This is a genomic window from Streptomyces sp. iso_384, from assembly GCF_056172905.1.
This window is the reverse complement of record NZ_JBWBTT010000001.1, coordinates 6,527,188-6,553,521: the sequence shown is the minus strand read 5'-3', so window position 1 is coordinate 6,553,521 and position 26,334 is coordinate 6,527,188. Positions and strand designations below refer to the sequence as shown.

Genomic DNA, 26,334 nt, shown 5'->3' with positions numbered 1-26,334 from the left:
GGTACCCTGCGGCCGGGCGGGTCAGGCCGCGTGCCACCATGGATGCCGTGGCAAGCAAGCGAGGCAAGCAGACAGTCCGGGACATGTTCCTGTCGACTTTGGTGATCGCCGCCTGCGCGGGGGTCATATACCTCTTCATCCCGAAGGACGAGCACGCCGACCCGATCAAGGCGGTCGACTTCACCGTGGAGCTGGCGACGGTACGCACCGCCGCCCCCTACCCGGTGGCCGCGCCGGAGGGCCTGCCGGAGAAGTGGAAGGCGACCTCCGTCCGGTACGACGAGGCCGAGGGCAAGTCCTGGCACCTGGGCTTTCTCGACGCGGACCGCAAGTACGTCGCGGTCGAGCAGTCCACCGCCGCCGCGCGCACGTACGTTCCCGAGGTCAGTCAGAAGGCCGAGAACACCGGGCGGACGGAGACGGTGGCGGGCCGGGAGTGGCAGATCTGGGAGGGCGAGAAGTACAACGCCCTCGTGCTGCCCGGGAAGGGCCACACCACGGTGGTGACCGGCTCGGCGCCGCAGGAGAGCCTGGTCGAGATGGCCGCCGCGCTGAAGACGACGCCGCCCGCGACACCGGCTTCCTGACGCGATGGCCGGCCGGCCTCCGGGCCCGGTAACCTGCCTCCTGGACACACATACGCGAAGGGGCCCCGGAACACGTGGTGTTCCGGGGCCCCTTCGCGTACGAGGGAGCGGCGCGGCCGGCTCAGACGGTGGTGACGACCTCGTCGAAGGAGAGGCGCGGGCTGCGCGGGAACCAGGCGTCCTCGCCCGGCTTGCCGATGTTGACGACCATCAGCGGGGTGTGGTCGCCGTCCAGGAACTCCTTCTGGATGCCCGCGGCGTCGTAGCCGGTCATCGGGCCGGCGGCCAGACCGGCGGCACGGATGCCGATGATGAAGTAGGCGGCCTGCAGCGCGGCGTTGAGGCCGGCGGCGGACTCGCGGGCCGGGCGCTCCGAGAAGAACATGTCCTTGGCCTGCGGGAAGTGCGGGAGCAGCGCAGGGAGCTCCTCGTGGAACTCGTTGTCGGCGGCCAGGATCGCGACGAGCGGGGCGGTGGCGGTCTTCGGGCGGTTGCCCTCGGCCATGTGCTGCACCAGGCGCTCGCGACCCTCGGCGGAGCGGACCAGGACGACGCGCAGCGGCGACTGGTTGAAGGCGGTCGGGCCGAACTTCACCAGGTCGTAGATCGCCTGGACCTGCTCTTCGGTCACCGGCTCGTCGGTGAAGGTGTTGGCGGTGCGGGCCTCACGGAAGAGGAGGTCCTGGGCGGCGGGGTCGAGAACGAGGGACATCTGGTGCAAACCTTCCGGACGAACACGGTGGGGAGAGTCCGAAGGTACGCCAGAGATAGGTTAACTTTCAACTAAACAGGGCGACGGGTGATCCATTGCACATCCATTGCGCAGTGCAGCTCCCTCGTGCGAGGACCCGGCTCAGCCCTCGTCGGTGCCCTCCGGGCGGGCCAGAGCCGCGTCCAGCCGGGCGCGGGCGCCCTCCAGCCAGCGCCGGCACACCTTCGCCAGCTCCTCGCCCCGCTCCCACAGGGCCAGCGACTCCTCCAGCGTCGTGCCGCCCGCCTCCAGCCGGCGCACGACCTCGATCAGCTCGTCGCGCGCCTGCTCGTACCCGAGCGTGCCCGTGGCGGCGGCAGTCGCCGCCGTACCGTCGTCCGTCATGTGATCCACCCTAAATGTGAGCTGTTACGTCATCGTGGGCACGGCCCCGGCCGCCGGCCGGCTCACCCGTCCCCGTCACGGTCCCGGTCCACCCGCACCGTGAACTCACCCTCCGCCACCCGCGCCCGCAGCGGCTCGCCGGGCGCACCGGCCTCCTCGGGGGAGCGCACCACATGCCCGTCGGGCCGCTGGAGCACCGCGTACCCCCGCTCCAGCGTGGCGGCGGGCGACAGCGAGACGACCCGGGCGAGCGTGTGCGACAGCTCGGAGTCGGCCCGGTCCAGCAGATGGCCCAGCACCCGCCGGCCGCGCCCGACCAGCGCCTCCACCTCCGCCTCGCGCTCGTCCACCAGCCGCTGCGGCCGCTCCATCGCCGGGCGGCCCAGCGCATGCGCGAGCCCCCGCTCCTCCCGGTCCAGCAGCCCCCGTACGGTCCGCAGCGCCCGGTCCCGCAGCTGCTGCACCCGCTCCAGCTCCTCGCCCACGTCCGGGACGACCTTCTTCGCCGCGTCCGTGGGCGTGGAGGCCCGCAGATCGGCGACCAGGTCCAGCAGCGGGGAGTCCGGCTCGTGGCCGATCGCGGAGACCACCGGCGTACGGCAGGCGGCCACGGTCCGGATCAGCTGCTCGTCGGAGAACGGCAGCAGATCCTCGACGCTGCCGCCGCCCCGGGCCACCACGATCACATCGACCTCGGCCAGCGCGTCCAGCTCCTCGACCGCCTGCACCACCTGGGCGACCGCGTTCACCCCCTGCACGGCGGTGTTACGGACCTCGAAGCGCACGGCGGGCCAGCGGCGGCGGGCGTTCTCCAGGACATCGCGCTCGGCTGCCGACGCCCGCCCGCAGACCAGCCCGATGAGCTGCGGCAGGAAGGGCAGCGGCTTCTTGCGGTCCAGGGCGAAGAGCCCTTCGGCGGCGAGCGACTTCTTCAGCTGCTCCAGCCGCACCAGCAGCTCGCCGATCCCGACCGGCCGTATGTCGGTGGCCCGCAGCGACAGCTGGCCCCGGGGCGCGTACCACTCGGGCTTCGCCAGCACGACGACGCGCGCGCCCTCCGTGACCACATCGGCGATCCGGTCGAAGACCTGCCGGAAGCAGGTCACGCTCACCGAGATGTCGTGGGACGGATCGCGCAGCGTCAGAAAGACGACCCCGGCCCCCGGCCGCCGCGACAGCTGGGTGATCTGCCCCTCGACCCAGATCGCGCCGAGCCGGTCGATCCACCCGCCGATGAGCCGGGACACCTCACCGACGGGCAGCGGCGCTTCCGCGGACGTGTTGAGAGCCATACGGGCGAGCGTATCGGCAGCCACCGACAAGGCACCCGCCCCGCGCACGGCGCGGCAGGCAACGCGCGGGACGGCGGCAACGGGCAGGACAGGCAGAGGACGCGCGGGACGACAGGGACCCCCGAGGGCTCACCGGCCCGGTCCGCCCGGACCCGCCGCCCCGCTCCGGCGGCCCGTCCCCTGCACCGCCAGCACCACGAGCCCCACCCCGAGCCAGCAGAGGCCCACCACCTGGGCGGACGTCGTCGCCTCCACGATGACCGCGATCAGGACGCCCGCGCCGACCACGGGCACGAGGACGTGCCGCCACCACACCGGCGGCCCCGCCATCCGGCGTACGACGAACCAGCCGATCACCGACGCGTGCAGCAGCACGAACGCCGTCAGCGCGCCGATGTCCACCACGGAGACCAGATGGTCCAGGCCGTCGTCGCGCCGGGCCGCCCACACGGCGGCCACCAGCGTCACGATCGCCGCGCCCAGGATCGCCACCCGCGGCACCCCCGAGCTCGGGTCGACCTTCGCGAGGAGGTGCGGCAGCCGCCGCTCCCGGGCCATCGCGAAGACCAGCCGCCCGGCCGCGGCCTGCCCCGCCAGCGCGGCGAACGCCGCCCCGATCGCCTTGCTCACCGCCACCAGATCGTGCAGCCAGGTCCCCACCGAGGCATCCACCGCGTCGTAGAACGCCGACCCCTGCGCCGCCGGGTCCGCCGCCAGCTCCGCCGAACTCACCGGCTCCAGCAGCGCCGCCAGGTACGACTGCGCCACGAACAGGACACCGGCCAGCACCAGGCAGAACAGCACCGCCCGCGCCACCTTCTGCGAGCCGCCCGTCACCTCCTCGGCGAACGAGGCGATGGCGTCGAAGCCCAGATAGGAGAGCACGGCGATCGACACGGCGCCCAGCACCGCCGCCATGGAGAACCCGGTGTCCCCGGTCAGCGGCGTCAGCCAGCCACGCTGCGCCCCGTCCCGTACGAGGACGACCACGGCCGAGACCACGAAGACCAGCAGCACCACGATCTCCATGGCCAGCACCGCGAAACCGACCCGGGCGGCCGCCCGTACGCCCCACAGATTGAGCAGCGTGGTGATCAGGACGGCGATCGCGGTCCACACCCACCGCGAGACCTCCGGGACCAGCGCGTTCATCGCGATCCCGGAGAAGAGGTAGGCGACGGCCGGGATCAGGAGGTAGTCGAGCATGGCCATCCACCCGGCGATGAACCCCGGCCCCTCCCCGAGCCCCTTGCGGGCATAGGTGAAGACCGAACCGGCGAACGGGGCGACCCGCACCATCTGGGCGTAGCTGAAGGCGGTGAAGGCCATCACCACCGTCGCCACCACATAGACCAGCGCGACCGCCCCGTCGGACTTCGCGTCCAGGGTGCCGAACACCCCGACGGGGGCCATCGGGGCGATGAAGAGGAGCCCGTAGACGACCAGATCCCGGAACCCCAGCGTCCGCCGCAGCTTCCCTTCTTCCGCACTGCTCCCCGAACCACCACCGGGCCCGCCACCCGTACCGCCACCGGTACCGCCGCCCGAACCACTGCCCTTACCGCTGCCCGAACCACTCTCCGACACCGACGCCATCGCCCCTCCATCACCGTCCGCCACGCTTCACACGCGCACCGCGACCAGTCTCCCGACCCGACGGTCCGCGCGCCCGTTCGGCACGGCCTTACGATGGGACGCATGACTGCAACGCCCAGCCCGTCACCCGCCGCCGCCCCGAGCGGAGGCGCTACGCGCCGCAGTAACACCCGCCGTGTCCTGCTCGCCGCACCCCGTGGCTACTGCGCGGGCGTGGACCGTGCCGTGATCGCCGTCGAGAAGGCCCTGGAGCAGTACGGGGCCCCGATCTACGTCCGCCACGAGATCGTGCACAACAAGTACGTCGTGCAGACCCTGGAGAAGAAGGGTGCGATCTTCGTGGACGTCACCGCGGAGGTGCCCGAGGGCTCCATCGTGATGTTCTCCGCGCACGGAGTCGCGCCCACCGTCCACGCGGAGGCCGCCGAGCGCAAGCTCGCCACCATCGACGCGACCTGCCCGCTGGTCACCAAGGTCCACAAGGAAGCCGTCCGGTACGCCAAGGAGGACTACGACATCCTCCTGATCGGCCATGAGGGTCACGAGGAGGTCATCGGCACCTCCGGCGAGGCCCCCGACCACATCCAGCTGGTCGACGGCCCCGAGGACGTGGCGAACGTCGAGGTCCGCGACGAGTCGAAGGTCGTCTGGCTCTCCCAGACCACCCTCTCCGTCGACGAGACGATGGAGACGGTGGGCGCGCTCAAGTCGAAGTTCCCCAACCTCCTCTCGCCGCCCAGCGACGACATCTGCTACGCCACGCAGAACCGCCAGATCGCGGTGAAGAAGCTGGCCGAGGAGGCCGAGCTGGTCATCGTGGTCGGCTCCAAGAACTCCTCGAACTCCATCCGCATGGTCGAGGTCGCCCTCGACGCCGGAGCCGACGCCGCGTACCTGGTCGACTTCGCGAGCGAGATCGACGAGGCGTGGCTGGAAGGCGTGTCCACGGTCGGCCTGACCTCCGGCGCCTCGGTCCCCGACGTCCTGGTCGACGGGGTCCTGGAGTGGCTCGCGGAGCGCGGTTACGAGGACGTGGAGACGGTCAAGACGGCCGACGAGTCGATCACCTTCTCGCTCCCCAAGGAGCTCCGCCGCGACCTGCGCGCCGAGGCCGCCGCCCTTTCCGCCGAGTAGTCGCGCAAGGGGCCCGGCCTGCCCGTACCGTGGGTTCCATGGAGATCTTCGGCGTGGATATCGGCGGATCAGGGATCAAGGGTGCTCCCGTGGACCTGGACCGCGGAGACCTGGCGCAGGAGCGCCACAAAGTGCTGACACCGCATCCGGCCACGCCCGAGGGCGTGGCCGACGGCGTTGCCGAGGTCGTAGGCCATTTCGCCTGGTCGGGCCCCGTCGGCATCACCTTCCCCGGGGTCGTCACGGACGGCATCACCCGCACCGCGGCCAATGTCGACAAGGGCTGGATCGACACGGACGCCCGCACCCTGCTGGGCGAGCGGATCGGTCAGCCCGTCACCATCCTGAACGACGCGGACGCGGCCGGGGTCGCCGAGATGACCTTCGGCGCGGGCAAGGGCCGTACGGGCACGGTCATCCTGCTGACGTTCGGTACGGGCATCGGCAGCGCGGTCTTCACCGACGGCCGCCTCGTCCCCAACACCGAGCTGGGCCACCTGGAGCTGCACGGCCACGACGCGGAGAAGCACGCCTCCACGAAGGCCAAGGAGGACGAGGACCTCAGCTGGCAGCACTGGGCGCACCGGGTCCAGAAGTATCTGCTGCACGTGGAGATGCTGTTCTCGCCCGAGCTGTTCATCATCGGCGGCGGAGTGAGCCGCAAGGCGGAGAAGTTCCTGCCGCTGATCGAGAAGGTCCGGGCCGAGATCGTCCCGGCCCAGCTCCAGAACAACGCGGGCATCGTGGGAGCGGCGATGGCGGCGGCGGGCACGGGGCACGGCAAGGGCTGAGCGGGTCGACCCGACAGGGCCGGGGCGGAGCCGACAGGCTTCAGGGCCGCTGAGGACGGCGGGCTGCGGCTGTCGTGCCCGCCCCGGCCCGTACGGGCTTCGCGGCCGAGGCCGTGGCCGCGGCCCGGGGCGCGCGCCCCGGGGCGGCACCACGCCCCAGGGACCCCTGGGATCCCTTGGCCCCCTGGGCCAGGACGTACCGCCGCCGGGCCCGCATCTGCCGCACCTTGCGTACGGAGGCGATGAGGCCCGCGATCAGCGTTCCGCCGTACAGCCAGCCGGCGTGGACCGCGAGGGCGGTGACCAGGCCCATGATCTGCCCGCCGAGCCCCTCGGACCCGCCGGCGATCGGGAACACCCCGACGGCGAAGGCGATGGGCACGCTGATCGGCGCGGTGACCAGATCGGCGGGCCGGACCCAGAGCGCGGTCAGCGCGCTGACGGGCAGGAAGAGCAGCCCGTAGACGAGCTCCGAACCGTCGAACAGCAGCCGGTCGACACAGGCCAGCACGAACATCGTGAGCGCGGCGAACAGCCCGGCCCCGATCCCGGTGAGCCGGGGGTTGGGGAGCCGCCGCAGCGCGAGGACCACGGGCGGCACGCTGCGCACCCGCACCCGGTACACGGCGGAACTCTCGCCGGGCATGCCATCCGGCGCGGGCGGGGCGGGCGCGGCCTGCGGGGGCTGCCTGCGCTGCGGGGGTCGTGTCCTGTGCTGCTCCACCTGCACAACGTAGGTCGCGGAGGGCGCGGAATCAGGCGTTGGACACGCGCTTTGGCCGACCTTGGGGTTGCGTTCGATGTCACACGGCCGAAAAGCCGCACGGTGCGGCCCGGTGGGAGCGGTCCGGTGTCGGTCTGCCCGGACCGGCGGGAGTCGGCCCGGGCAGGCCCGTAGACTGGAGAATCGGTCCACTCCGAGCCCCCGGCCCCCAACGGCCGAGCCGGCCCCGGAGGCCCCCTGCTCCCTGCCCTCCCCGCCTCACTCCAGGAAGTCGCCAAAGTGTCGCTCACGATCGGAATCGTCGGTCTGCCGAATGTCGGCAAGTCGACCCTGTTCAACGCCCTGACCAAGAACGACGTGCTGGCGGCCAACTACCCGTTCGCCACGATCGAGCCGAACGTCGGCGTGGTCGGCGTTCCGGACCCGCGGCTGAACAAGCTCGCTGAGATCTTCGGCTCCCAGCGGCTCCTCCCGGCGACGGTGGACTTCGTCGACATCGCCGGCATCGTCCGGGGTGCTTCGGAGGGCGAGGGCCTGGGCAACAAGTTCCTCGCGAACATCCGCGAGTCCGACGCGATCTGCCAGGTCATCCGCGCCTTCAAGGACGAGAACGTCGTGCACGTCGACGGCAAGGTCTCACCGAAGGACGACATCGAGACGATCAACACCGAGCTGATCCTCGCGGACCTCCAGTCCGTCGAGAAGGCCGTCCCGCGCCTGACGAAGGAGTCCCGCCTCCAGAAGGAGAAGGTCGCGGTCCTCGCCGCGGTCGAGGAGGCGAAGCAGATCCTGGAGACGGGCCAGACCCTGTTCGCCGCGGGCATCACGGCGGGCAGCGAAAAGGGCAAGCTCCTCCACGAGCTGCACCTCCTCACCACCAAGCCCTTCCTGTACGTCTTCAACGTCGACGAGGACGAACTGGTCGACGAGGACTTCAAGAACGAGCAGCGCGCCCTGGTCGCCCCCGCCGAGGCCATCTTCCTGAACGCCAAGATCGAGTCCGAGCTGATCGAACTCGACGACGACGAGGCCCTCGAACTGCTCCAGTCCATGGGCCAGGAAGAGCCCGGCCTCGCCACCCTCGGCCGCGTCGGCTTCGAGACCCTGGGCCTCCAGACCTACCTGACGGCAGGCCCGAAGGAAGCCCGCGCCTGGACCATCAAGAAGGGCGCCACGGCTCCCGAGGCGGCCGGTGTGATCCACACCGACTTCCAGAAGGGCTTCATCAAGGCGGAGATCGTCTCCTTCGACGACCTGGTGGAAACCGGCTCGGTCGCCGAGGCCCGGGCCAAGGGCAAGGCCCGCATGGAGGGCAAGGAGTACGTGATGCAGGACGGGGACGTGGTGGAGTTCCGCTTCAACGTGTAGCGGGTGACTTCTCACCACGTTGTTGATCTGGCGAACATGCAGGTCAGGAGGGGCTCGACTCTTCGGGGTCGGGCCCTTTGCGTTTCCCGTGCTGGTATAGCTGACCCCTCGTCACCTGTCGTCAACCCTGGTCACCCGTGCCGTGCTGGGATTGTGCTGGGGCGTGGATGTGAATCCCGTGCTGGGATGGTGCTGGGGTCGCTGCCCCTCGTCACCGGTCGTCGTCCCAGGTCATTTCCGCCGTGCTGGGACGATGCTGAGGTATGGCACCGCCCGTGCTGGGTTTCGGACGGGGATCTCCTTGGCGCGTGAGCAGAGCCTTCCGCGTTGTCGGCGCAGGCGCGATGCGGGCTGCTACTGGCCTGGCCTGGCCGGGCGTCACCGTGACCTTGTCGAATCGATGCGTGAGGCATCCTGTTCGCCAGGGCTGTCCGGCTCTCCGCACCCAGAACACCGACAGCGATGTAGCGGCGCAGGGAGCCGATGCGCCACAGCACGCCTCACCGGCCCGTGACCGCTCCGGGGGCACTTGCCTCCCTCGCCGTGCCAACCTGCGCCGCCTCCAGCGGTTCACACGAGAGGGCGCGCCACACTGCGCGAACTGCCGGACCGCTCACCGGGCGGTGGCACGCGATCGGGATGCCTGGCCGCGTGCAAGCGGGCCTGATCGCGAAGGGGTGGCTGCGGGCGGTCATTTCATCGGGGAGAAGCCGAGGATCGCGTGCATGCCGTGCAGTGCCCACCTCTCCGTCTCATCGTCGCCGTGGAGGAGCCGAGCCGGAGTGATGCCGGCGGCCAGGGACTCAAGGCCGTAGACGACCTGGGGCGCGTCCGTACCGGGCGGGAGGTCGCCGGCGGCGACGGCGACGTCGATGTCACGGCGGAGGGAATCCCGCCAGCGGGCGCGGCCCTCGGCGATCCGGTCGTGGACGAGGCCGGTGCGGGCGTCGTAGTCGTAGGTGACCTGGGTGAGCAGGCAGCCCCCGGGGTAGCCGGGATCGGCGGCGTAACGCACCCATGCGGCGCAGGCGGCCAACAGGCGTGGCAGCCCCGCGTCGAGGTGTCGCACTGGTTGCCAGACCTGGGTGCGGAAGTCCTCCAGGACCAGTTCCACCGTTTCCAGTTGCAGCTTCTCCTTGCTGCGGAACTGGCCGATCACACCCGCCTTGCTCATCCCCAGCCGGTCCGCGAGCCGACCGATGGTGACACTGTCCAGGCCCTCCATGGATGCGAGTTCGGAGGCTGCACGCAGTACCGATCGCCGGGTTTCGAGTGCTGCCTGAGCCGATGCGCGTCCTGTCATGCCCGGCAGTTTAGCAAACGACCGTACGGCATTGACGTACGAACGATCGTACTCTTAAATCCTCGCCATGACGCTTTCCGGCTCCCCTTCCGCCCCTCCTGCCGTCTCCACCCGCCGGGCCTCCCTCGCGCTGTCGCTCGCCTGCGCGGGCACGTTCTTGAGCTTCCTTGATGCCACCGTGACCAACCTGGCGGTGCCGCTGATCGCCGCCGACTTCGAAGCCTCGCTCACCACTGTCTCGTGGGTCGCCACCGCCTACCTGATCCCCTTCGCCGCCCTGCTCGCGCCGGCTGGACCGCTTGCCGATGCAGTCGGCCGGGCCCGCCTGTTCCTGATCGGCGTCGCCGTCTTCACGGTCTCCTCGCTGCTGATCGCCCTCGCTCCGACCCTGCCCGTACTGCTTGGTGCCCGCGGCCTCCAGGGCCTGGCGGCGGCGCTGCTGGTGCCCGCCTCGCTGGGCCTGGTCCTCGCGGAGATCCCCGCCGAACGCAGACGCGCCGCGATCGGCATGTGGAGCGCGGCGGGCGCCTTGGCCGCTGCCGCGGGACCCGCCCTCGGCGGCGTCATGGTCGAGGCGCTCGACTGGCGGGTGCTGTTCTGCCTCAACGTGCCGGTGGGCATCTGGGTGCTGGTCGCCGGACGCAAGCTCGTGACGGGCGAGTCCCGCACCGGCCATGGGCCGGACCTCGCGGGCGGCCTGCTGCTCGCCCTCAGCGTCGGCTCGGCGGTCTACGGCCTGACGCAGGGCCCTGACCGCGGCTGGTCCTCGGTACACGTCCTGGTCGCCGTCGGCGTCACTGTCCTCGCGGGCGTGGCGACCGTGCTGCGGGCGCTTCGGCATCAGCGGCCAGCGCTACGGCTCGACCTCTTCCGCAACCGGACGTTCGCCGTCGCGAGTGGCGTCTCCCTCGCGTACGGCACCGCGCTCTTCACCACGATGCTGCTCGGCGTGCTCTTCCTGACCGACGCCTGGGACTACTCCACGCTGGAGGCCGGCCTCGCCATGAGCCCGGCGGCACTCGTCACCGCCGTGGTCGGCATCGGAGTCAGCCGGCTCGCCGCCGCCCTGGCACCGCGCACGCTGGTGGCGGCGGGCTCGGCCCTGATCGCCGCCTCGACGGCCATCCTGGCTCTTCTGATCGACACCGAGCCGCATTTCTGGACGCTATGGCTCCCGACCGGAACGGTGATGGGAGTCGGCGTCGGCATGGCCACCGTCGGTATCTCCAGTGCTGCCGCCCTCTCCGCCCCGCCACAGCACTTCGCCGCCGCGACGGGCATGGTCATGGCAGCCCGCCAGGTCGGCGGCGCCCTCGGCATCGCCGCGACGGCCGTGATCATCGCGGAAGTCATGGGCGACGGCGCGGAACCGTACGCCGCCGTGTACTGGTTCGCCACCGCCGTCAACCTGGCCGCCGCCGTCGGCGGTCTCGCCCTGCGCGTCACAGCCCCGCCCCCGTCCAAGCCCGCGGCCTCGGCCTACCCGGCCCCGGCCGTCGCCCGAACCCTCGAAGGAGACCAGTGATGACCTCAAAGCCTGGCCGAGCCCCCGCCCAGGAACTGCCGGCCGACCTCCTCGACCTCACCGCCGAGTTGTCCGACCCGTACTGCATGGCCCCGGACGCCGCCGCCGGACTGCTCCGCGACCTCCCATGGAAGCGGCTGGCCGTGGTGGGCGACAGTGTCACCGCCGGAGTGATGGATCCCCTCCCCGGCTACCGCGACCGGTCCTTCGCCGACCGCTTCACCGACGCCCTCGCCGCCACCCGCCCCGGCCTCGCCGCGGTCAACCTGGCTACGCCCCACCTCCTGCTCGACGAGATCCGTGACCGGCAACTCGCCGCTGCCCTGCAGTTTCAGCCGGACGTGGTGATGGTGAGTGCGGGCGGCAACGACGCCTTCCGCAGCTTCGACCCGGAGACACTGCGGGCCGAGCTGAGCGCGTTCCTCATGCCTCTCGCCGAGAGCGGCGCCTTCGTCGTCACCATCGGCCTGTTCGACGTCGCCCGTTCGGGCCTCGTCCCGCCGGAACACGCCGACGGCATGGCCCGCCGCTTCGACGAACTCGACCGCATCACCGCCGGCCTGGCACGCGCAGTCGGTGGCATCCACGTCGACACCCACCACCATCCGCTGGCCGCCGACCCGGGCATCTATGCCGCCGATCGCATCCACGCCAACGCCCGCGGTCACGCAGTCGCCTTCGCCGCCATCGCGACCACCCTGTCGAAGCAGGCCCCGAACCGGGCGCCAGGCTGAACCTCCATCCGCCACCCGCGATGGGCCGCACACGCGGAGGCCCACCGCCGACCGTCGGCGAGCGCAAGAAGCGGCACATGAACTGCCATCCCGACCAGATCGCACCCTGGCGATGAGTTTTCCCGGCCCGGCCGGTCTACGGTTCGTCAGGTGATCAGAAAACGCGAAGCAGGAGGAGTGATATGAGCCAGCTGCTGCGGGTCCAGAACTTCACCGTCTCGAGCGACGGGTTCGGCGCCGGCGAGGGCCAGAGCCTGGAGAAGCCGTTCACTACGCCCGCAACATCGGCGCCGAGATCATGGGCCGCAACAAGTTCGGGCCGCAGCGCGGGCCCTGGCAGGACCACGAGTGGCAGGGCTGGTGGGGTGACGAACCCCCTTTCCACACGCCGGTGTTCGTCATGACGCACCACAAGCGCCCGTCGTTCACGCTCTCCGACACCACGTTCCACTTCGTCGACGGCGAGCCGACCGCGGTGCTCGCCCGGGCGAAGGAGGCAGCGCAGGGGCAGGACGTCCGGCTCGGCGGTGGTGCCACGGTCATCCGGCAGTTCCTCGATGCCGACCTCCTCGACACCTTGCATGTGGCGGTCGCGCCGACGAAGCTCGGCTCCGGGGCCCGGCTGTGGGAGTCCCCCGACGAACTGCTCGACCGGTTCCACCAGGACGTCGTGCCCAGCCCGAGCGGCGTGACGCACCACCTGTTCTGGCGCAAGTGAGACCGGACCAGCCGGTCGGCGCGAGCTCCGTCACCGGCGCCCGCGGCATGGCCGCAGCCCAGCGGCGTCCTAGCCCCGGTAATCGATGGCGCCGTCGATCTCCAGGCTCGCCAGGGCCGCGGCTGCCCATTCGCGGACGGGCGGGTTGTCGCTGTACAGCAGCCCGATGAGGGCGGGGCCGCAGCATGGTGTCGGCGTACGGGGCGATCTGCACAGGCGGGTACGCGCGAACGTGCTCCAGTGCGGTTGGCCTGTCCCTGCGCTGAGGGCGCCGGGGTAGTTTGATCGTTCGAGTGAGCCAGGCCGCTGCGTGCCTCCAGGAAATCCGAAGAATCTTTTTCTGTGCCGGATGTCGAGGAGGCGTGCCCGGCTCCGACTGAGGGGTGGAAGCGCGCCGAAGGGGTGCGCGGGACACAAGGGGACACCTGATGAAGTACGTCGCGATGATCTACGGCAACCAGGCCAAGTGGGAGTCCTTCCCGGCCGATGCCTGGCCCGAGGCGATCGCCAGGCAGGACGCGTTCAACAAGAAGTACCGCGACAGCGGTGAACTGCTCGGCGCCTACGGCCTGGCGGACGCGGCGAACGCGCAGCTGGTGCGCCGTAAGGACGGCGTGCCGGCGGTCACCGACGGGCCGTACCTGGAGACCAAGGAGTACCTCGCCAGCTTCTACCTGCTGGACTGCGAGTCCCTGGAGCGCGCGCAGGAGATCGCCGCTGACATGCCTTTTGCGGACACCGATCCGGTCGAGCTCTGGCCGGTCCTGCACGACGCCGCGACGGACCTGTGAGCGAGGAACCCGGCGTCGAGGACCTGCTGCGCGAGCTGGCGCCGCAGGTCCTCGGCGCGATGGTCCGCCGCTACGGCGTCTTCGACACCTGCGAGGACGCCGTCCAGGAGGCGCTGCTGGCAGCTGCCTTGCAATGGCCAGCCGAGGGACTGCCGGACAATCCCCGGGGATGGCTGGTCACCGTCGCCTCCCGCCGGCTGATCGACGAGGTGCGCAGCGAGCAGGCGCGTCGCCGACGCGAGGACCGTATCGCCCTCGCCACCCCCCAGGCCGAGTTGCTCAGCCGGCCCGCGGACGCCGAGGCGCACGCGGACCGGGACGACTCCTTGGCGCTGCTGTTCCTGTGCTGCCACCCGGCGTTGTCGGAGCCCAGCCGGATCGCCCTGACCCTTCGTGCGGTCGGGGGCCTGACCACCGCACAGATCGCCGCCGCCTTCCTGGTGCCCGAGACGACCATGGCCCAGCGCATCAGCCGCGCCAAACAGACCGTCAGGAACTCCGCGACGCCGCTGCGCCTGCCGCAGCCGGCCGACCGGACTGAACGGCTGGAGGCAGTGCTCCATGTGCTGTACCTGGTATTCAACGAGGGTTACACCGCCACCGACGGCGCCGACCTGACAGCGCTGGCCCTGTCGGCCGAAGCGATCCGCCTCACCCGGCTGCTGCGCCGCCTGTTGCCCGACCACGCCGAGACGGCCGGGCTGCTGGCCCTGATGCTGCTCACCGACGCACGCCGCGCCGCCCGCACCAGACCCGACGGATCCCTGGTGCCACTGGCCGAGCAGGACCGCACTCTCTGGGACCGCCGGCTGGTCACGGAGGGCGTCGAACTGATCAGCCGGACCCTGCCCAAGGGGCAGGTCGGCCCGTACCAGTTGCAGGCGGCGATTGCCGCCGTCCACGACGAGGCCGAGCACGTCGACGCCACCGACTGGCCGCAGATCCTCGCCCTGTACGACCTGCTGGAGCACCTAGCACCGAATCCGGTGGTCACCCTCAACCGCGCGGTCGCCGTCGCGATGGTCCACGGCCCCGCTGCCGGTCTCGACGTGCTGATGGCACTGGACTTTCGACCGGCGTACCGCACACCACCACCGCCTGCTCGCAGTCCGGGCCCACCTCCTGGAGCAGCTCGGCAACCTCGACGCGGCGGCCCACGCCTACCGCGAAGCGGCCCGGCGCACCAGCAGCACGCCGGAGCGACGTCACCTCACCTTCTGCGCGGCCCGCCTCGCCCCCGGCCGACAGGACTGACCAGCACCTGCAGAGCCGACGGACTCAAGCACCACAGCTGGGCACGTTCAGCTGTACCCTCCTGTGCACTTTCAGGTGTACGCCGACACCTGGGTCGGTCACCTTCCGGAAGACCTCGATGGCGGTCAGTTGCCCGAAGCCGCCGAGGGAGGGTAGTCCGCCGATGATGGCGGGGATGGCGTCGACACCGATCCAGATCAGTTCCGTGCGGGCTTCGTAGGACTCGTCCGTCTTGCCGTGGAGCTGTTGAACGAGGGCTTCGACGGGGGACGTCATGGTGTTGCCGTGCAGTTCCGCTGAGCCTCGATCCGGGAGACCTTGTTTCGCTTCGCCTGCCATGGTCGGCCAGTGGAACCGGACCCGTCATCCCCCCAGAAGCAGACGGGGCAGATCTCGCATGACCCGGGCATCGCGTCCAGCGCGCGGTGCCCGCAGCACGGGCAAGGCTAGGAGCCGCTCACTTGTGCAGTCTCGTCGCAGGTCCCGCCGGGCGGCCATGGAATTCTCTGCCTCGGGACTCCTGATCGGTCCGCAGCCAGTCCGCAGGACACCCGTGAACAGTAGTCGGGAGTCAACGCTGGCCAGCGAGGAATCCCAGGTCAGGGGCCTGCACAGCGCTCCGCCGCAGGTCAGGGCCAGCCCGCAGCCATTCCGCTTCAATGTGTAGCGGCTGAAGAATCATCACGTCGCTGATCTGGCAAACATGCAGGTCAGAGGGGCCCGGCTCTTCGGGGTCGGGCTCTTCGTTTTTCCCGTGCCGAGATAGTTGCCCCTTCGGCACCTGTCGTCGCCTCTGGTCATCCTTACCGTGCTGGAAGCCGACACGGCGTGGGCGCCATGTCGGCATAGAGCGGTCACCCAAGTCGGTTTGGCGACTCGAGATCGGCTACTCGCAGAATGCCCCGGGCCTCAAGGGCAACGTGCTGCCGCCGATGCGACCAGCGATACGACAGGTACTTCCGCCAGGTACCCTCAAACGCATCGTCAACGCGGCCCGACGGGCTTCCGCTCCACCCCGTGGAGTCTTGAAGGACATGCCCCCACCCGCACGAGCTATTTCGTGCTGCCCGGGGGAAGCCCTTGTTGTTCCGCGCGTCTGCGAAAACGGTTGCCTCCATGGCGCTCGACAGTTCGCTCTATCTGCACCTCACAGAGCAGTTCACCCACATGCACGGCTACCGACCCAATCCCTCGGAGGCGCGGTCCTGGGAGCGGAGCATCCCCGAGCTGACCGCCGCGCTCAATGACGCTGGACTCGGTGACGTGGAGGTCATGCTCGAGTACGCGCTCCCGATGAACAGCAAGCGAGCCGACGCGGTTCTCGCCGGGATCCACCCACGCACGGGCGACCCCTCCTATGTCGTGGTGGAACTCAAGCAGTGGAGCGATGTAGTCCCGGACGAGGACGACCCGGCCCTTTGCCACGTCGCTCCCTATACTCAGCCGGTCCTCAATCCCATTGAGCAGGTGCGCCGCTACTGCGAGTATCTCGTCAACTTCAACGGCGCTGTCGCCGACCACCCGGAGAGGGTCGGGGGCGTGGCTCTCCTGCACAACGCAACCGAGTTCGATGTGGCTGCACTGCGCGAGATCGAGTCCGACGAGTGGGGCCAGTTGTTCGCGGGTGACTCCCGCGGCGGGTTCATCGACTACGTTCGTACCCGGCTCAGCCCTGAGCACCCGGGCGCCGCAGCCGCTGACGCGCTGCTTGCGGGTAAGACGGTCCCCTCGAAGCAGCTGATGGCGGTCGCAGCACAGGAAGTCCGTGAGCGAGAGCAGTTCGTGCTTCTCGACGAACAGCAGGTCGCCTACCGCAGGGTCCTCAACGCGGTACGCAAGGCCCAGCAGTCCGACCACAAGGAGGTCGTGGTCATCACCGGTGGGCCTGGCACCGGCAAGAGCGTCATCGCGCTCTCCCTGCTCGGCGAATTGTACCGGCGAGGTATCCCGGCCCTGCATGCGACCGGGTCGCAGTCCTTCACCAAGACGATGCGCAAGGTCGCGGGTGCCAGGAAGCGTGAAGTGCAGGATCTTTTCAAGTACTTCAACAGCTTCATGACGACGGAGAAGAACAGTCTCGACGTCCTCGTCTGCGATGAGGCCCACCGTATCCGTGAGACATCCGCCAACCGATACACGCCGGCCGCCCGCCGGACCGGCAAGCAGCAGATCGACGAACTGATAGATGTGGCCAGAGTGCCCGTCTTTCTGCTCGATGAGCACCAAGTCGTGCGCCCGGGCGAGATGGGCACGGTGGACGACATTCGAGCCGCAGCGGCACGCAGGGGGCTGAACTGCCCCGTCATAAAACTGGAAAGCCAGTTCCGTTGCGGCGGAAGCGATGCCTACTTGCGCTGGGTGGTGCGGCTCCTGGGACTGGAGCCCGGCGGCCCGGTGGTGTGGGACCCGGATGACCGCATGCAACTCTTGTTGGCCGACAGCCCGGAAGAGATGGAAAGCTTCCTGGACGCCCGCCGCGGCCAGCGTCACAGTGCTCGGATGTCAGCCGGCTATTGCTGGCAATGGTCCCCGGAACCCAAGCCGGGACAGCCTCTTCCGGCAGACGTGAGCATCGGCGCCTGGGCGCGTCCCTGGAACCTGCGCGGCGACCGCTCTGTCTCTGGCGCTCCGCCGTCGGCCCTGTGGGCCACAGATCCGGCGGGCTTTGGTCAGATCGGTTGCGTCTACACCGCCCAGGGCTTCGAGTACGACTGGTCCGGCGTCATCATCGGCCCTGACCTGGTGTGGCGTGGCGATCGATGGGTGGCGGACCGTACGGCCTCCAAGGATCCGGTGTTCAAGCGGTCCACACCGGACGCCGATGTGGACCGGCTGATTCGCAACACGTACAAGGTGTTGCTGACCCGCGGAATGGTTGGCACCGTCGTCTACTCCACGGACCGGGAGACGCAGGAAAAGCTGCGAGAACTGGTGGGTGCCGGGCGGCGCGTGGTTGTCATGGCTTGAATGACCGCTCTGAACCCATAGCTTTTTCGCCAACTTGTCGTTGGCGCCCCAGGAGGCGGCGGGCGGAGTTCGCGTGCGCTGTCGCTCTCCCTAAGATCACTCGTACCAATTGCGGCCCGACGGGCTTCCTCTGCGTGAGGACACGCCCCCACCCGCACGAGTCACTCGTGCCCTGGGGGAACCATCTCGTGTCCATGCTCCTGTTGAGGCTGTCTGCGCAGGACCTGCTTACTCTGAACTCGAGGCGGCGAATGGTGCCGCATCTCGCCGCCAGATACCAGCACTTCCGAGGGCGTGACGTGTCCGATTCAGAACGGAAGGCGTGGGCCGAGAGCCTGGTTTTCTTGGCGGAAGATCTCGTTGAGGCGGAGCGCGGCAACGTCGAGATGGTTGTCGAGTGTGCGGCGACGGTCGACGTACCGAAGAAGGGGGAGCCGCCCCTCATCGACGTCGTGCTCGTGGGACGGCATCCGGAGACTCGTCTGCCGTCGTACCAACTCGTCGAGCTGAAGCGATGGTCATTGGTGACGAAGGTGGAAGCCGCCACCGCGAAGCTCGTGAGTGTGCCGGGATACAAAAACCCCAAGAAGCACCCTGCATTGCAGCTCAGGAACACATACCAATTGTTCACCGGAGACCAGGGACCACTGCATGGCATCACGGCCGAATGCGGCGGATTCGCGTATCTGCACAATGCCACCGACCATTCGGTTCGACCGTTGCTCGATACGCTGGCGCCGACTGGAGCGTATGAGCGTGTGTACACCCGCGACAGCCGCAACCTGCTTCTTGCTGACCTGCGACGGCATTTCGCGGAAGACGGCGCGGATTCCGAGGCCGAGCAGCTCCTGCGGTTCATGAAACTGCGAAACACGCCGCTTCTCGACGCGATGATCAGATCTCGCGGAGAGGACACGGTGTTCACTCTGCGCGGACAGCAGAAGAAAGTGGCGGCGAGCGTTCTGGAGCGAGCCGCCCTGGTTCTCGGCGAACCCGAGCAACCTGCTCCGCCGCCGGACGGTGGGCGGGCCGTGTTCATCGTGACGGGTGGTGCAGGTACTGGAAAGAGCGCCGTGGGTCTACAGCTCAGAGCGGATTTCGAGGCAGCCGGTCAGACAGTGAGGTACGCCAGCGGTAGCCGTGCCTTCAACGGGGCGCTCCAAGAGCAGGTGGGCTACACAGAAAAGGATTTCAAGGAGAGGTTCGCCTACTTCAGTTCCTTCGTGACTCCTCCGACCCCCCCCTTGGATGTCCTCATCTGCGACGAGGCGCATCGCTTGAGAGAGCGGACCATCGACATGTACCGCCGAGAGGAGAAGTCGGGAAAACAGCCGCAGGTGGACGATTTGCTCGATGCCTCTCGCCTCACAGTGTTCTTTCTCGACGAGAGCCAGTCCGTGCGACCCAAGGAAGTCGGAACGGTGAGTCTGATTGAGGAGGCCGCAAGAGCGCGGGGGATCACTCCACTCCGCTATGTGCTCAGGGAGGAATGGCGCTGCGGGGGCAGCGACGCCTACATCCGTTGGGTGCGGGCTGTCCTCGGCATCGAGGCGGGCACTACCGAGTGGACCCCCGACGGTCTGATGCATGTCGAAGTCGCGGACAGCCCGGAGGAACTCGAATACATCATCAGAGCCGAGGAGCAGGCAGGAGCCACGGCTCGTATGGTGGCCGGCTTCTGTTGGCCGTGGACCGAGCCGGTGGGGAAGGGGAGGGCCGGTCGTCTGGAGGCGGACGTGCGGATCGGTGACTGGCACCGACCGTGGAATGCCAAAGGCGACTCCTTCCGCGAGAACGGAGCGGTGCCCCCGTCCACGAAATGGGCAGTGCACCCGTTCGGCATCAACCAGATCGGCTGCGTCTACACGGCTCAGGGACTCGAGTGGGACTGGTGCGGGGTGATCCTCGGCGACGACATGGTGAGACGCGGCGACCGCTGGGTCTACCGCAAGGGGCAGTGGCGTGAGGATCCGGAAAGGAAGGTCAAACGTGTCAAGGTGCCTGGTTCCTTCGATATGAAGCTCCGCGAAGGGACGGGAACCGATGAAGAAAAAGAGGAGGAATTCGCACGATGCGTACGGCACGCGTACCACGTGCTCATGACGAGGGCGAGCCGGGCGACGGTGTTGTACTCCACGGATGAGGAGACACAGAAGTACCTCAAGAGCTGCGTGGGTGACGTGCAGATACACGGCCTGCGGCCCACGTGGGAAAATCTCCCTGCCGAGGCACGGATACCACATCTTCCCAGCCCGAAGAGGAAGGGAAACGACAGGCCTCCAGGGCAGGAACTGCTCTTTTGAAGGATCCTCGTCGTCTTGCGGAAGCCAGATGGACTGAAGAGTGGCGGGCTCGCCGGGCCCGCCACATGCCTGCCTCAGATGAGGTGGCGTGCTGCCACCGCCAGTGCCTCCCACACGAGGTTGGAGATCACGCTCGCGGCGACGCCGGCCAGGATCTCGCGGATCCAGGGACGACGCGCAGGCTTGTACTCGACCGGTTCCATAAAGCCCACTCCATGGTGTGAGTTCGGAATGGTAGGACCGCCCTACCGGGCATCCGCCCCATTCGTCACTCACGGCCAGTGAACTGGACCGTGGAATCCGCCTCGTACCCTCCGGGAAGGTGCGCAGCAGCAAAAGCCTATCTCACGGGGAGCGCCCTCTCGTCGGGACAACGGCCTCGCAGCCGAGTGGAGTTAGAGCTTGAAGAACGGCCCAGACGGTCTTCCCCACAAGCAGGGTGATCGCCCTCGGCTTCGACGGCCCCGCTGGCCGTAGTTGGCGTGCAGGCGGATCCGGTCGCCGGAGACGTGCGGGGATGTGCGGGGACGCTGCGTGGGCCGGTCGACGCCCGGCTAGAGCCTGTCTGACAAATGATCACCTGGCCGTTTCGCGGAGCCAGAGGATTAGGGAGGCGAGGACGACTCCCGCGCGGTAGCGGTCCGCGAGCTTGTCGAACCTGGTTGCGATCGCACGGAACTGCTTGAGGCGAGCGAAGCATCGTTCGACCACGTTGCGGTCGCGATAGATCTCCCTGTCAAAGGCGGGTGGCCGGCCACCGAAGCGCCCCTTGCGTCGGCGGTTGGCCACCTGGTCGCGGCGCTCGGGGATCGTGGCGGCGATGCCCCGACGCCTCAGCAGATGACGGATGGCCCTGCTGGAAAATGCCTTGTCACCTAGCACACGGTCCGGTGTCGTGCGCGGGCGGCCCGTGCCGACGCGCGGGGTGCGGACCCCGTCGAGGACGTCGGCGAACGCGGTGGCGTCGTTGACGTTTCCGGGTGTGAGCACGATCGACAGCGGCAGTCCCCGGCCGTCGACGGCAAGATGGACCTTGGTGGTCAGCCCGCCCCGGGACCGACCGAGTGCCTGATGCGCCTGCGAGCGGCCCGGATCTTCCGGTTCGTCCCTGTCTGCGTCCCCCTTTTACGGGCGCCCGCGGCGTGCTGATGCGCCCGGTTGATCGTGGAGTCAACGGCGACGATCCACTCCACCCGGCCCCCCCCGCGTCATCGTGGACCTGGACATGCTCCAGCAGCTTCGCCCACGTGCCATCGGCCTCCCAGCGGGCGAACCGCTCGTAGACGGTCTGCCACGGCCCATACCGCTCGGGCAGGTCGCGCCAAGGAGCCCCGGTCCGTAGCCGCCACAGCACTCCGTTGACCACCTGCCGGTGATCACGCCACGGACGGCCCCGTCCGTCCACCTGGGGCAAAAGGGGCTCTATCCGCCCCCATGCCGCATCCGTCAACTCACCTCGACCTGACGCAAGATCAATTATCAGACCGGCTATAGAGTCCTGCCCGTGGTGAATCATCAGGACGAGACCAGGACGGCCTACGACGGAGTCGTCGAGCTGTACGCATCGCTGTTCGCAAACCGGCTGGAGACACAGCCTTTCTCCCGGACCATGATCGGCACCTTCGCCGAACTGGTGCGCGCGACAGGCAACCCGCGGGCAGCGGACGTCGGGTGCGGGCCTGGACATCTGACAGCCATGCTGCACGAACTGGGCCTGGACGCCTTCGGACTCGACCTCGCCCCCGGCATGATCGACCACGCCCGGCAGGCCCATCCGGCGCTGCGCTTCCAGGAGGCGCGGATGGAATCCCTGCCGATCGAGGACGCCGCCCTCGGCGGCGTACTGGCCCACTACTCAATGATCCACACCACTCCGGGAGAACTACCGGAGCTGCTCGCCGAGCAGGCACGCGTCCTGGCGCCGGATGGCCTGCTCCTGGTCTCCTTCTTCGGGACCGACGAACAACAACCGGTCCGCTTCGACCACAAGGTGGCGCCTGCCTACAGCTGGCCGGCGGATCGCCTCGCCGAACTGCTGGCCGACGCCGGGCTCGTTCCCTTCGCCCGGTTGCTCCACGATCCAGCCTCCGAAAGGGGCTTTCTCGACGCCCATCTGCTGGCCCGCCGTTCGTAGGCCCTGCCCGGTAATCCCCGGACGGTCGGCGCACCTCCCGATTGCCAACTCGGCCGAACCTCGCTGATTGGACGGGAATTGTCAGACAGGCTCTAGCTTGATCTTTAACCTGTGCGGCGGGGGCGAGGAGTTGTTGACTTCTTGGTTCGTTGTTTCGCGGAGCCTGGTTTGCCGACTGTGTGCACGTCGTGGCGTGGGGTGGGTCGGGTGTTCTTGCTTCCAAGTGGCCGCCCTGGGCCGGGGCGGGAAGATTTGGGTACTTCGGCTGGGCAGGCGGCCTTCGGCCGGAGGTGCCGAAAGTCGCGGCGGACTCGTGCTGGGGTGAGCCTGTCGGGCGGGGACGGCTTCTCCCACGGCCGCCGGAGGTCGGCCGCCAGTGGGCGGGCGAGCCGGAGCTGGGTGAAGACGACGACGATCAGCCAGGTCCAGCGGTCGGCGGCCTCGGGGCTGCGGATCTTCGGGCAGGTCCAGCCCAAAGTCTGCTTGAACAGGCGGAAGGTGTGCTCGATGTCGAAGCGCCGCAGGAACGCCTGCCACAGACGGTCGACGTCGTCTGTGGTGGCGTCGGTGCCCGACCACCACAGCCAGACCGGCTTCGGTGTAGCGCCGCTGGGCAGGTGCTCGACCTGCAGGCGGATCACAGTGCCCTCGATGACCGGCAGGGCACCCAGCTCGGCGGTCCAGGCCGAGCGGTGGGTCAGTCTCGGATGGAGCCGGTCCCAGGAGCGGGCGGCGGCGGTGCCATAGAGACGGGTCTCGGTCACCGTCTGGGTGTCGGGTGTGTTCCAGGTGGCCGGGTCACCGAAGACGAATTCGCCTCCATGACGAGGTGGGCGGCCCCGGACACCCCTCTCGCGGGGCGGTGCCGCCCGGCGCAGGACACGGTCCGACCGCATCCGGCCCAGTACCTGCACCGGCAGATCCTTCAGCAGGAAGGCCAGGCGGGGCACGTCGTAGCCAGCATCCACCACGATCAAGATCTCTGGATCTCCGTCCTTCCACTGCCCGGCCCTGATCAGCCGTTCGATGAGCTCCCGCATCTGCCGGGCCGTGACGGTGGCGGCATCGTCACCCGGTGCCAGACGCAGCGCGTCCAGCGGCGCGGTCCAGGAGCTTCGACCTGATTCCAGTGCGCAGATCACCGAGTACGGCCAGCCGGGAACGGGAATGTGCTGGTTCTTGCCCCGGCCGTAGGTGTGGCACAGGATCCGCTGCGGTGAGGTGTGAGCGTTGGGCCGCAGCCAGCAGGTGAGGTCGGCGGCCAGGACCAGCCGGCCATCCGCTGATCGCGGCAGAGGCACCGCGGCCAGGGCCCGTCGCAGCCGGACGATATCGACCCGGCCTGCGGACAGGGCGTCGTAGAGCCCGCCGTGTCCACGACGGTGTTCGCCGACCAGCGACAGCTCCACCAGGGACCGGACCGGCCCATCGGCGCACAACACCGCGTCCGCGAGTTCGAACAACGCGTCCGCACGCCGGGTCAGACAGGAGTAGAACTCGCCCCGGAAGCGTGACACTCCCGCAAACGGATCCTGCCGGACAACATGATGCGCCAGACTCATCCCCACGGCCTTCGTGCTGAGCGTTGTGTGTTCCTTGGTCGGATCACATGCTCAGCCGAAGGCCCCCCGCACGTAGGGCAGTTACCGGTCCGAGTGATCAAGTACGAGGACACGTTCGGGCTCCGAGGTTAAAGATCAAGCTAGTCCGCCAGCGCCTTCGCTGTCGCGCGGGCGAATGCCTCCGGGTTGTCCAGCATGATGTTGTGCCCGCAGTCCGGGATCGGTGCCACCGTCACGCCTGCCGCCTCCAGCAGCTCCGCTCCGCGGAGCGGGCCGTCGTTCTCGGGCAGCACATAGGTGCGCGGGATCTTCAGTTCCTTGAGCTGCGTTCGCAGGGACGGATCGGTGTCGCGTACGAGGTGTACCGCGCTGCGGTGCAGCGCTTCCAGGCCGGCCAGGCGCATCGTGGACCACCAGTGGGCGCCGGCGGCGTCGCGTACCTCCTGCCAGCCGCCCGCCAGGAACTCCTCCTCCGTGAAGGCGGCGATGCCCGCGCTTCCCGGGCCCGGGGCGGGGACCAGCGGGTCGAGATTGGCGTCCACCAGGACGAGCCGGGAGACCAGGTGCGGGTGCCGGGTCGCCAGGACGACGGCCACCGAGCCGCCCATGCTGTGCGCGATCAGCTCGGCCCCCGCCGCGCCGGCCGCCTCCATCGCCGCGGCGAGCGCGTCGGCGTGTGCCTCCAGTGTGTAGGTGAAGTCGACCGGGCGGTCGCTGATGCCGAAGCCGAGCATGTCGATCAGCAGGGAGCGGCGCCCCGCCAGCAGAGGGTGGACCGCGCTCTCCGCGAAGTAGGCCGGTGATGTGGCGCCGAGCCCGTGCACATAGACGCGGGAAGGGGCCGCGCCCGGCAGTTCGACCCACCGAATCCGGTCACCACCGGGTGTCACACGCGCGCTGTGCACAGCCTTGACCTCCGTACTCGAAGCCCGTCGGAAAGCCGAGGCTACTCGCTGCGTGGTCGGCTACCGTTCGATCCGTACCGGTGCACCTTCCAACACAACCCGTTCTCCTAGGAGTTGCCTGCCATGCCGCAGATCACCGTCGACTACTCCGGCGCGCTCGCCGCGGCCTTCGACCGGCAGGCCTTCGCGCTCGCCCTGCACCCGCTCGTCGTCTCCACCGTCGACGCCCGGCTGGAGGCCTGCAAGACCCGCTTCCGCCGGGTCGAGGACTTCGTCGTCGGCGCCGAGACCGAGGGCCGCGCCGTGCTGCACATCGAGATAGGCCTGCTCCACGGCCGTACCGACGCGAACAAGATCCGCCTCGCGGACGCCGTACTCGCGCTGATCGCCGCGCACGTCAAGCCGGTCGACGGCGTCACCCTGCACTCCTCCGTCGAGATTCCCGACCTGGATGTGGCCTACCGATCGCGCTGACCCCACGGGTTTACTCACGGGTTGATCCCGCGCGCTCCGTCAGGTCGCCGGGCACCCGTGGCGAGCCGCCGAAGCGGTGGTGAACGCCGTCAGCAGCCTTCGTCCGTCCTCGCTGCGGACCGTGCGCCGCACGTCCTTCCCGGCCTCCTGCAGCGGCAGCTCCTCGAACTTGAAGTACGCCGTGTCCAGCGCCCCCTTGCACGGATGCGACCGCATGATCGCGCCCTTCACGCTGCCGGGGTAGCGCTTGTCCAGGTACATCTCCTGCTGGGCGGACGGGCCGTAGTACGCGGTCAGGCGGATGCTGTGGTTCTTGGTCGGCAGCTCCAGGGAGCACTCCTCGGTGAGCGCGCGGCCGGCCGGCATCTCCGAAGCCGTCGTGAGCCGTAGCCGGGCCGTGTCCCGCTCGCTGACGACTCCGCCGCAGGTGCCCTCCGCCCCCGCGACGGGGCGCTCCTGCCGTTCGGTGCGGTCCACGGTCGAGGGGCGCTTTCCCAGAGCGCCTTCGCACCCGAAGCGCTCTGCCGCGTTACGCGCCGACTCGGTGGTGAAGCGGGCCAGGGCGAGGGCCTGTTCGGCGGAGAGGTTCTTGATGTCCGTACCGGATACGTCGGCCAGGACGAGGAGGCCGTCGCCGGGCACAGACGCACAGTCGACGAGCACCGCGGCCTGCGGAAAGTAGCTCGGCCGGATGGAGCCGTTCCAGCCGTGTCCGATCGGTGCCGCCGAGGTCTCCTCCGCCGCGTGGCTGGAGCGGTGGGCCGCCGAGGGGCGGAGGGTCAGCTCGAGTCGTACGTCGCCGGATTCCTGGCCACGGACCTGTGCCGTACAGCGTTCGGTCTCGTAGTCCATCCATTGCCCGGTATTCCCGCGGAACTCTAGTTCCGCTCCACGGAAGAACTCCCCGGCTTCCTCTGCCGCCAGTGCCCCCCGGCAGGTGTCGGCCGGGTCCTGCCCCGCGCCGTGGCCCCATGGGCCGAAGTCCCAGATCAGCCCGCCCGCCGTGAGTGCGGCGACCACGCCACCCGCTACCGCACAGGGAAGCCATGCGCGCCGCCCCCGTATCCAACGCATTG

The 26,334-nt window shown here is 69.1% G+C and carries 22 protein-coding genes and 4 pseudogenes; 13 read left to right on the top strand and 13 right to left on the bottom strand.

Annotation, left to right across the window (positions count from 1 at the left end; translation table 11 throughout):
- Nucleotides 1-38: 38 nt before the first annotated feature.
- Nucleotides 39-587 carry a DUF4245 domain-containing protein gene (locus AC0VY3_RS29305; RefSeq protein WP_103510004.1) on the top strand — a complete coding sequence of 183 codons (549 nt, stop codon included), beginning with the start codon at nucleotides 39-41 and terminating at the stop codon, nucleotides 585-587.
- A gap of 121 nt (nucleotides 588-708) precedes the next feature.
- Here AC0VY3_RS29305 and AC0VY3_RS29300 read toward each other — a convergent pair whose 3' ends face one another.
- The 4 genes from AC0VY3_RS29300 to AC0VY3_RS29285 all read right to left on the bottom strand — a co-directional run bounded on the left by AC0VY3_RS29300 (nucleotide 709) and on the right by AC0VY3_RS29285 (nucleotide 4,571).
- On the bottom strand, nucleotides 709-1,299 hold the full coding sequence (locus AC0VY3_RS29300) for a malonic semialdehyde reductase (protein WP_103510005.1): 591 nt from the start codon (nucleotides 1,297-1,299) through the stop codon (nucleotides 709-711).
- Nucleotides 1,300-1,440: 141 nt separating this feature from the next.
- On the bottom strand, nucleotides 1,441-1,683 hold the full coding sequence (locus AC0VY3_RS29295; RefSeq protein WP_103510006.1) for an exodeoxyribonuclease VII small subunit: 243 nt from the start codon (nucleotides 1,681-1,683) through the stop codon (nucleotides 1,441-1,443).
- Between the two features lie 62 nt (nucleotides 1,684-1,745).
- Nucleotides 1,746-2,975 (bottom strand): exodeoxyribonuclease VII large subunit, encoded by a 1,230-nt coding sequence (gene xseA / locus AC0VY3_RS29290; RefSeq protein WP_242741303.1) that lies wholly within the window; start codon nucleotides 2,973-2,975, stop codon nucleotides 1,746-1,748.
- A 129-nt stretch (nucleotides 2,976-3,104) separates the two neighbouring features.
- Complete coding sequence (locus AC0VY3_RS29285) at nucleotides 3,105-4,571, bottom strand: APC family permease (RefSeq protein WP_258047222.1); 1,467 nt, start codon at nucleotides 4,569-4,571, stop codon at nucleotides 3,105-3,107.
- A 93-nt stretch (nucleotides 4,572-4,664) separates the two neighbouring features.
- Here AC0VY3_RS29285 and AC0VY3_RS29280 point away from each other — a divergent pair, with 93 nt between their 5' ends.
- Nucleotides 4,665-5,705: a 4-hydroxy-3-methylbut-2-enyl diphosphate reductase gene (locus tag AC0VY3_RS29280; protein ID WP_374935500.1), complete on the top strand. Its 1,041-nt coding sequence runs from the start codon at nucleotides 4,665-4,667 to the stop codon at nucleotides 5,703-5,705.
- Nucleotides 5,706-5,743: 38 nt separating this feature from the next.
- The gene (ppgK, locus tag AC0VY3_RS29275; RefSeq protein WP_475550967.1) at nucleotides 5,744-6,496 is read left to right on the top strand and encodes a polyphosphate--glucose phosphotransferase; all 753 of its coding nucleotides are present in this window, start codon (nucleotides 5,744-5,746) and stop codon (nucleotides 6,494-6,496) included.
- A gap of 40 nt (nucleotides 6,497-6,536) precedes the next feature.
- On the opposite strand, the gene AC0VY3_RS29270 is transcribed toward ppgK, so the two are convergent.
- Nucleotides 6,537-7,121: a DUF6542 domain-containing protein gene (locus tag AC0VY3_RS29270; protein WP_475551749.1), complete on the bottom strand. Its 585-nt coding sequence runs from the start codon at nucleotides 7,119-7,121 to the stop codon at nucleotides 6,537-6,539.
- Between the two features lie 378 nt (nucleotides 7,122-7,499).
- Here AC0VY3_RS29270 and ychF point away from each other — a divergent pair, with 378 nt between their 5' ends.
- Nucleotides 7,500-8,588, top strand: coding sequence for a redox-regulated ATPase YchF (gene ychF / locus AC0VY3_RS29265; protein WP_475550966.1), 1,089 nt, complete (start codon nucleotides 7,500-7,502; stop codon nucleotides 8,586-8,588).
- 691 nt (nucleotides 8,589-9,279) lie between these two features.
- Here the strand turns inward: ychF and AC0VY3_RS29260 are convergent.
- A complete protein-coding gene (locus AC0VY3_RS29260) occupies nucleotides 9,280-9,891 on the bottom strand; it encodes a TetR/AcrR family transcriptional regulator (RefSeq protein ID WP_475550965.1) in 612 nt (203 codons plus the stop codon).
- A gap of 67 nt (nucleotides 9,892-9,958) precedes the next feature.
- Between AC0VY3_RS29260 and AC0VY3_RS29255 the strand changes: the two genes are divergently transcribed.
- The 5 genes and pseudogenes from AC0VY3_RS29255 to AC0VY3_RS29235 all read left to right on the top strand — a co-directional run bounded on the left by AC0VY3_RS29255 (nucleotide 9,959) and on the right by AC0VY3_RS29235 (nucleotide 14,913).
- Nucleotides 9,959-11,416 carry a DHA2 family efflux MFS transporter permease subunit gene (locus tag AC0VY3_RS29255; RefSeq protein WP_475550964.1) on the top strand — a complete coding sequence of 486 codons (1,458 nt, stop codon included), beginning with the start codon at nucleotides 9,959-9,961 and terminating at the stop codon, nucleotides 11,414-11,416.
- Nucleotides 11,416-12,150 carry an SGNH/GDSL hydrolase family protein gene (locus AC0VY3_RS29250; RefSeq protein WP_475550963.1) on the top strand — a complete coding sequence of 245 codons (735 nt, stop codon included), beginning with the start codon at nucleotides 11,416-11,418 and terminating at the stop codon, nucleotides 12,148-12,150. Before AC0VY3_RS29255 ends, AC0VY3_RS29250 begins: the two co-directional genes overlap by 1 nt.
- A gap of 182 nt (nucleotides 12,151-12,332) precedes the next feature.
- Nucleotides 12,333-12,868, top strand: a pseudogene (locus AC0VY3_RS29245) (dihydrofolate reductase family protein).
- Nucleotides 12,869-13,296: 428 nt separating this feature from the next.
- The gene (locus AC0VY3_RS29240) at nucleotides 13,297-13,659 is read left to right on the top strand and encodes a YciI family protein (RefSeq protein WP_475550962.1); all 363 of its coding nucleotides are present in this window, start codon (nucleotides 13,297-13,299) and stop codon (nucleotides 13,657-13,659) included.
- Nucleotides 13,660-13,718: 59 nt separating this feature from the next.
- Nucleotides 13,719-14,913: pseudogene (locus AC0VY3_RS29235) on the top strand (RNA polymerase sigma factor).
- A 24-nt stretch (nucleotides 14,914-14,937) separates the two neighbouring features.
- On the opposite strand, the gene AC0VY3_RS29230 reads toward AC0VY3_RS29235, so the two are convergent.
- Nucleotides 14,938-15,252, bottom strand: a complete 315-nt coding sequence (locus AC0VY3_RS29230) for a hypothetical protein (protein WP_258047237.1) — start codon at nucleotides 15,250-15,252, stop codon at nucleotides 14,938-14,940.
- A pseudogene (locus AC0VY3_RS29225) lies at nucleotides 15,186-15,347 on the bottom strand (CPCC family cysteine-rich protein); the annotation flags it as partial. The pseudogene AC0VY3_RS29225 and the gene AC0VY3_RS29230, both read right to left, overlap by 67 nt.
- Before the next feature lie 646 nt (nucleotides 15,348-15,993).
- Here AC0VY3_RS29225 and AC0VY3_RS29220 point away from each other — a divergent pair.
- Together AC0VY3_RS29220 and AC0VY3_RS29215 are read left to right on the top strand one after the other, a co-directional pair.
- Nucleotides 15,994-17,880: a DNA/RNA helicase domain-containing protein gene (locus AC0VY3_RS29220; RefSeq protein ID WP_475550961.1), complete on the top strand. Its 1,887-nt coding sequence runs from the start codon at nucleotides 15,994-15,996 to the stop codon at nucleotides 17,878-17,880.
- A 194-nt stretch (nucleotides 17,881-18,074) separates the two neighbouring features.
- Nucleotides 18,075-20,183 carry a DUF2075 domain-containing protein gene (locus AC0VY3_RS29215; protein ID WP_475551748.1) on the top strand — a complete coding sequence of 703 codons (2,109 nt, stop codon included), beginning with the start codon at nucleotides 18,075-18,077 and terminating at the stop codon, nucleotides 20,181-20,183.
- A gap of 74 nt (nucleotides 20,184-20,257) precedes the next feature.
- Here AC0VY3_RS29215 and AC0VY3_RS29210 read toward each other — a convergent pair whose 3' ends face one another.
- Nucleotides 20,258-20,386, bottom strand: coding sequence for a DUF6408 family protein (locus AC0VY3_RS29210; RefSeq protein WP_261712524.1), 129 nt, complete (start codon nucleotides 20,384-20,386; stop codon nucleotides 20,258-20,260).
- Nucleotides 20,387-20,737: 351 nt separating this feature from the next.
- Nucleotides 20,738-21,699: pseudogene (locus AC0VY3_RS29205) on the bottom strand (IS5 family transposase).
- On the opposite strand from AC0VY3_RS29205, the gene AC0VY3_RS29200 reads away from it, so the two are divergent.
- On the top strand, nucleotides 21,688-22,317 hold the full coding sequence (locus AC0VY3_RS29200; protein ID WP_475550960.1) for a class I SAM-dependent methyltransferase: 630 nt from the start codon (nucleotides 21,688-21,690) through the stop codon (nucleotides 22,315-22,317). The pseudogene AC0VY3_RS29205 and the gene AC0VY3_RS29200 overlap by 12 nt on opposite strands.
- Before the next feature lie 104 nt (nucleotides 22,318-22,421).
- Here AC0VY3_RS29200 and AC0VY3_RS29195 read toward each other — a convergent pair whose 3' ends face one another.
- Together AC0VY3_RS29195 and AC0VY3_RS29190 are read right to left on the bottom strand one after the other, a co-directional pair.
- Nucleotides 22,422-23,879 (bottom strand): NF041680 family putative transposase, encoded by a 1,458-nt coding sequence (locus tag AC0VY3_RS29195; RefSeq protein ID WP_475550959.1) that lies wholly within the window; start codon nucleotides 23,877-23,879, stop codon nucleotides 22,422-22,424.
- A 140-nt stretch (nucleotides 23,880-24,019) separates the two neighbouring features.
- Nucleotides 24,020-24,784, bottom strand: a complete 765-nt coding sequence (locus tag AC0VY3_RS29190; protein ID WP_475550958.1) for an alpha/beta fold hydrolase — start codon at nucleotides 24,782-24,784, stop codon at nucleotides 24,020-24,022.
- A 123-nt stretch (nucleotides 24,785-24,907) separates the two neighbouring features.
- Between AC0VY3_RS29190 and AC0VY3_RS29185 the strand changes: the two genes are divergently transcribed.
- Nucleotides 24,908-25,258 carry a 5-carboxymethyl-2-hydroxymuconate Delta-isomerase gene (locus AC0VY3_RS29185; protein ID WP_103510080.1) on the top strand — a complete coding sequence of 117 codons (351 nt, stop codon included), beginning with the start codon at nucleotides 24,908-24,910 and terminating at the stop codon, nucleotides 25,256-25,258.
- Between the two features lie 39 nt (nucleotides 25,259-25,297).
- Here the strand turns inward: AC0VY3_RS29185 and AC0VY3_RS29180 are convergent, their stop codons facing one another.
- The gene (locus AC0VY3_RS29180) at nucleotides 25,298-26,110 is read right to left on the bottom strand and encodes a hypothetical protein (protein ID WP_475550957.1); all 813 of its coding nucleotides are present in this window, start codon (nucleotides 26,108-26,110) and stop codon (nucleotides 25,298-25,300) included.
- Nucleotides 26,111-26,334: the final 224 nt, after the last annotated feature.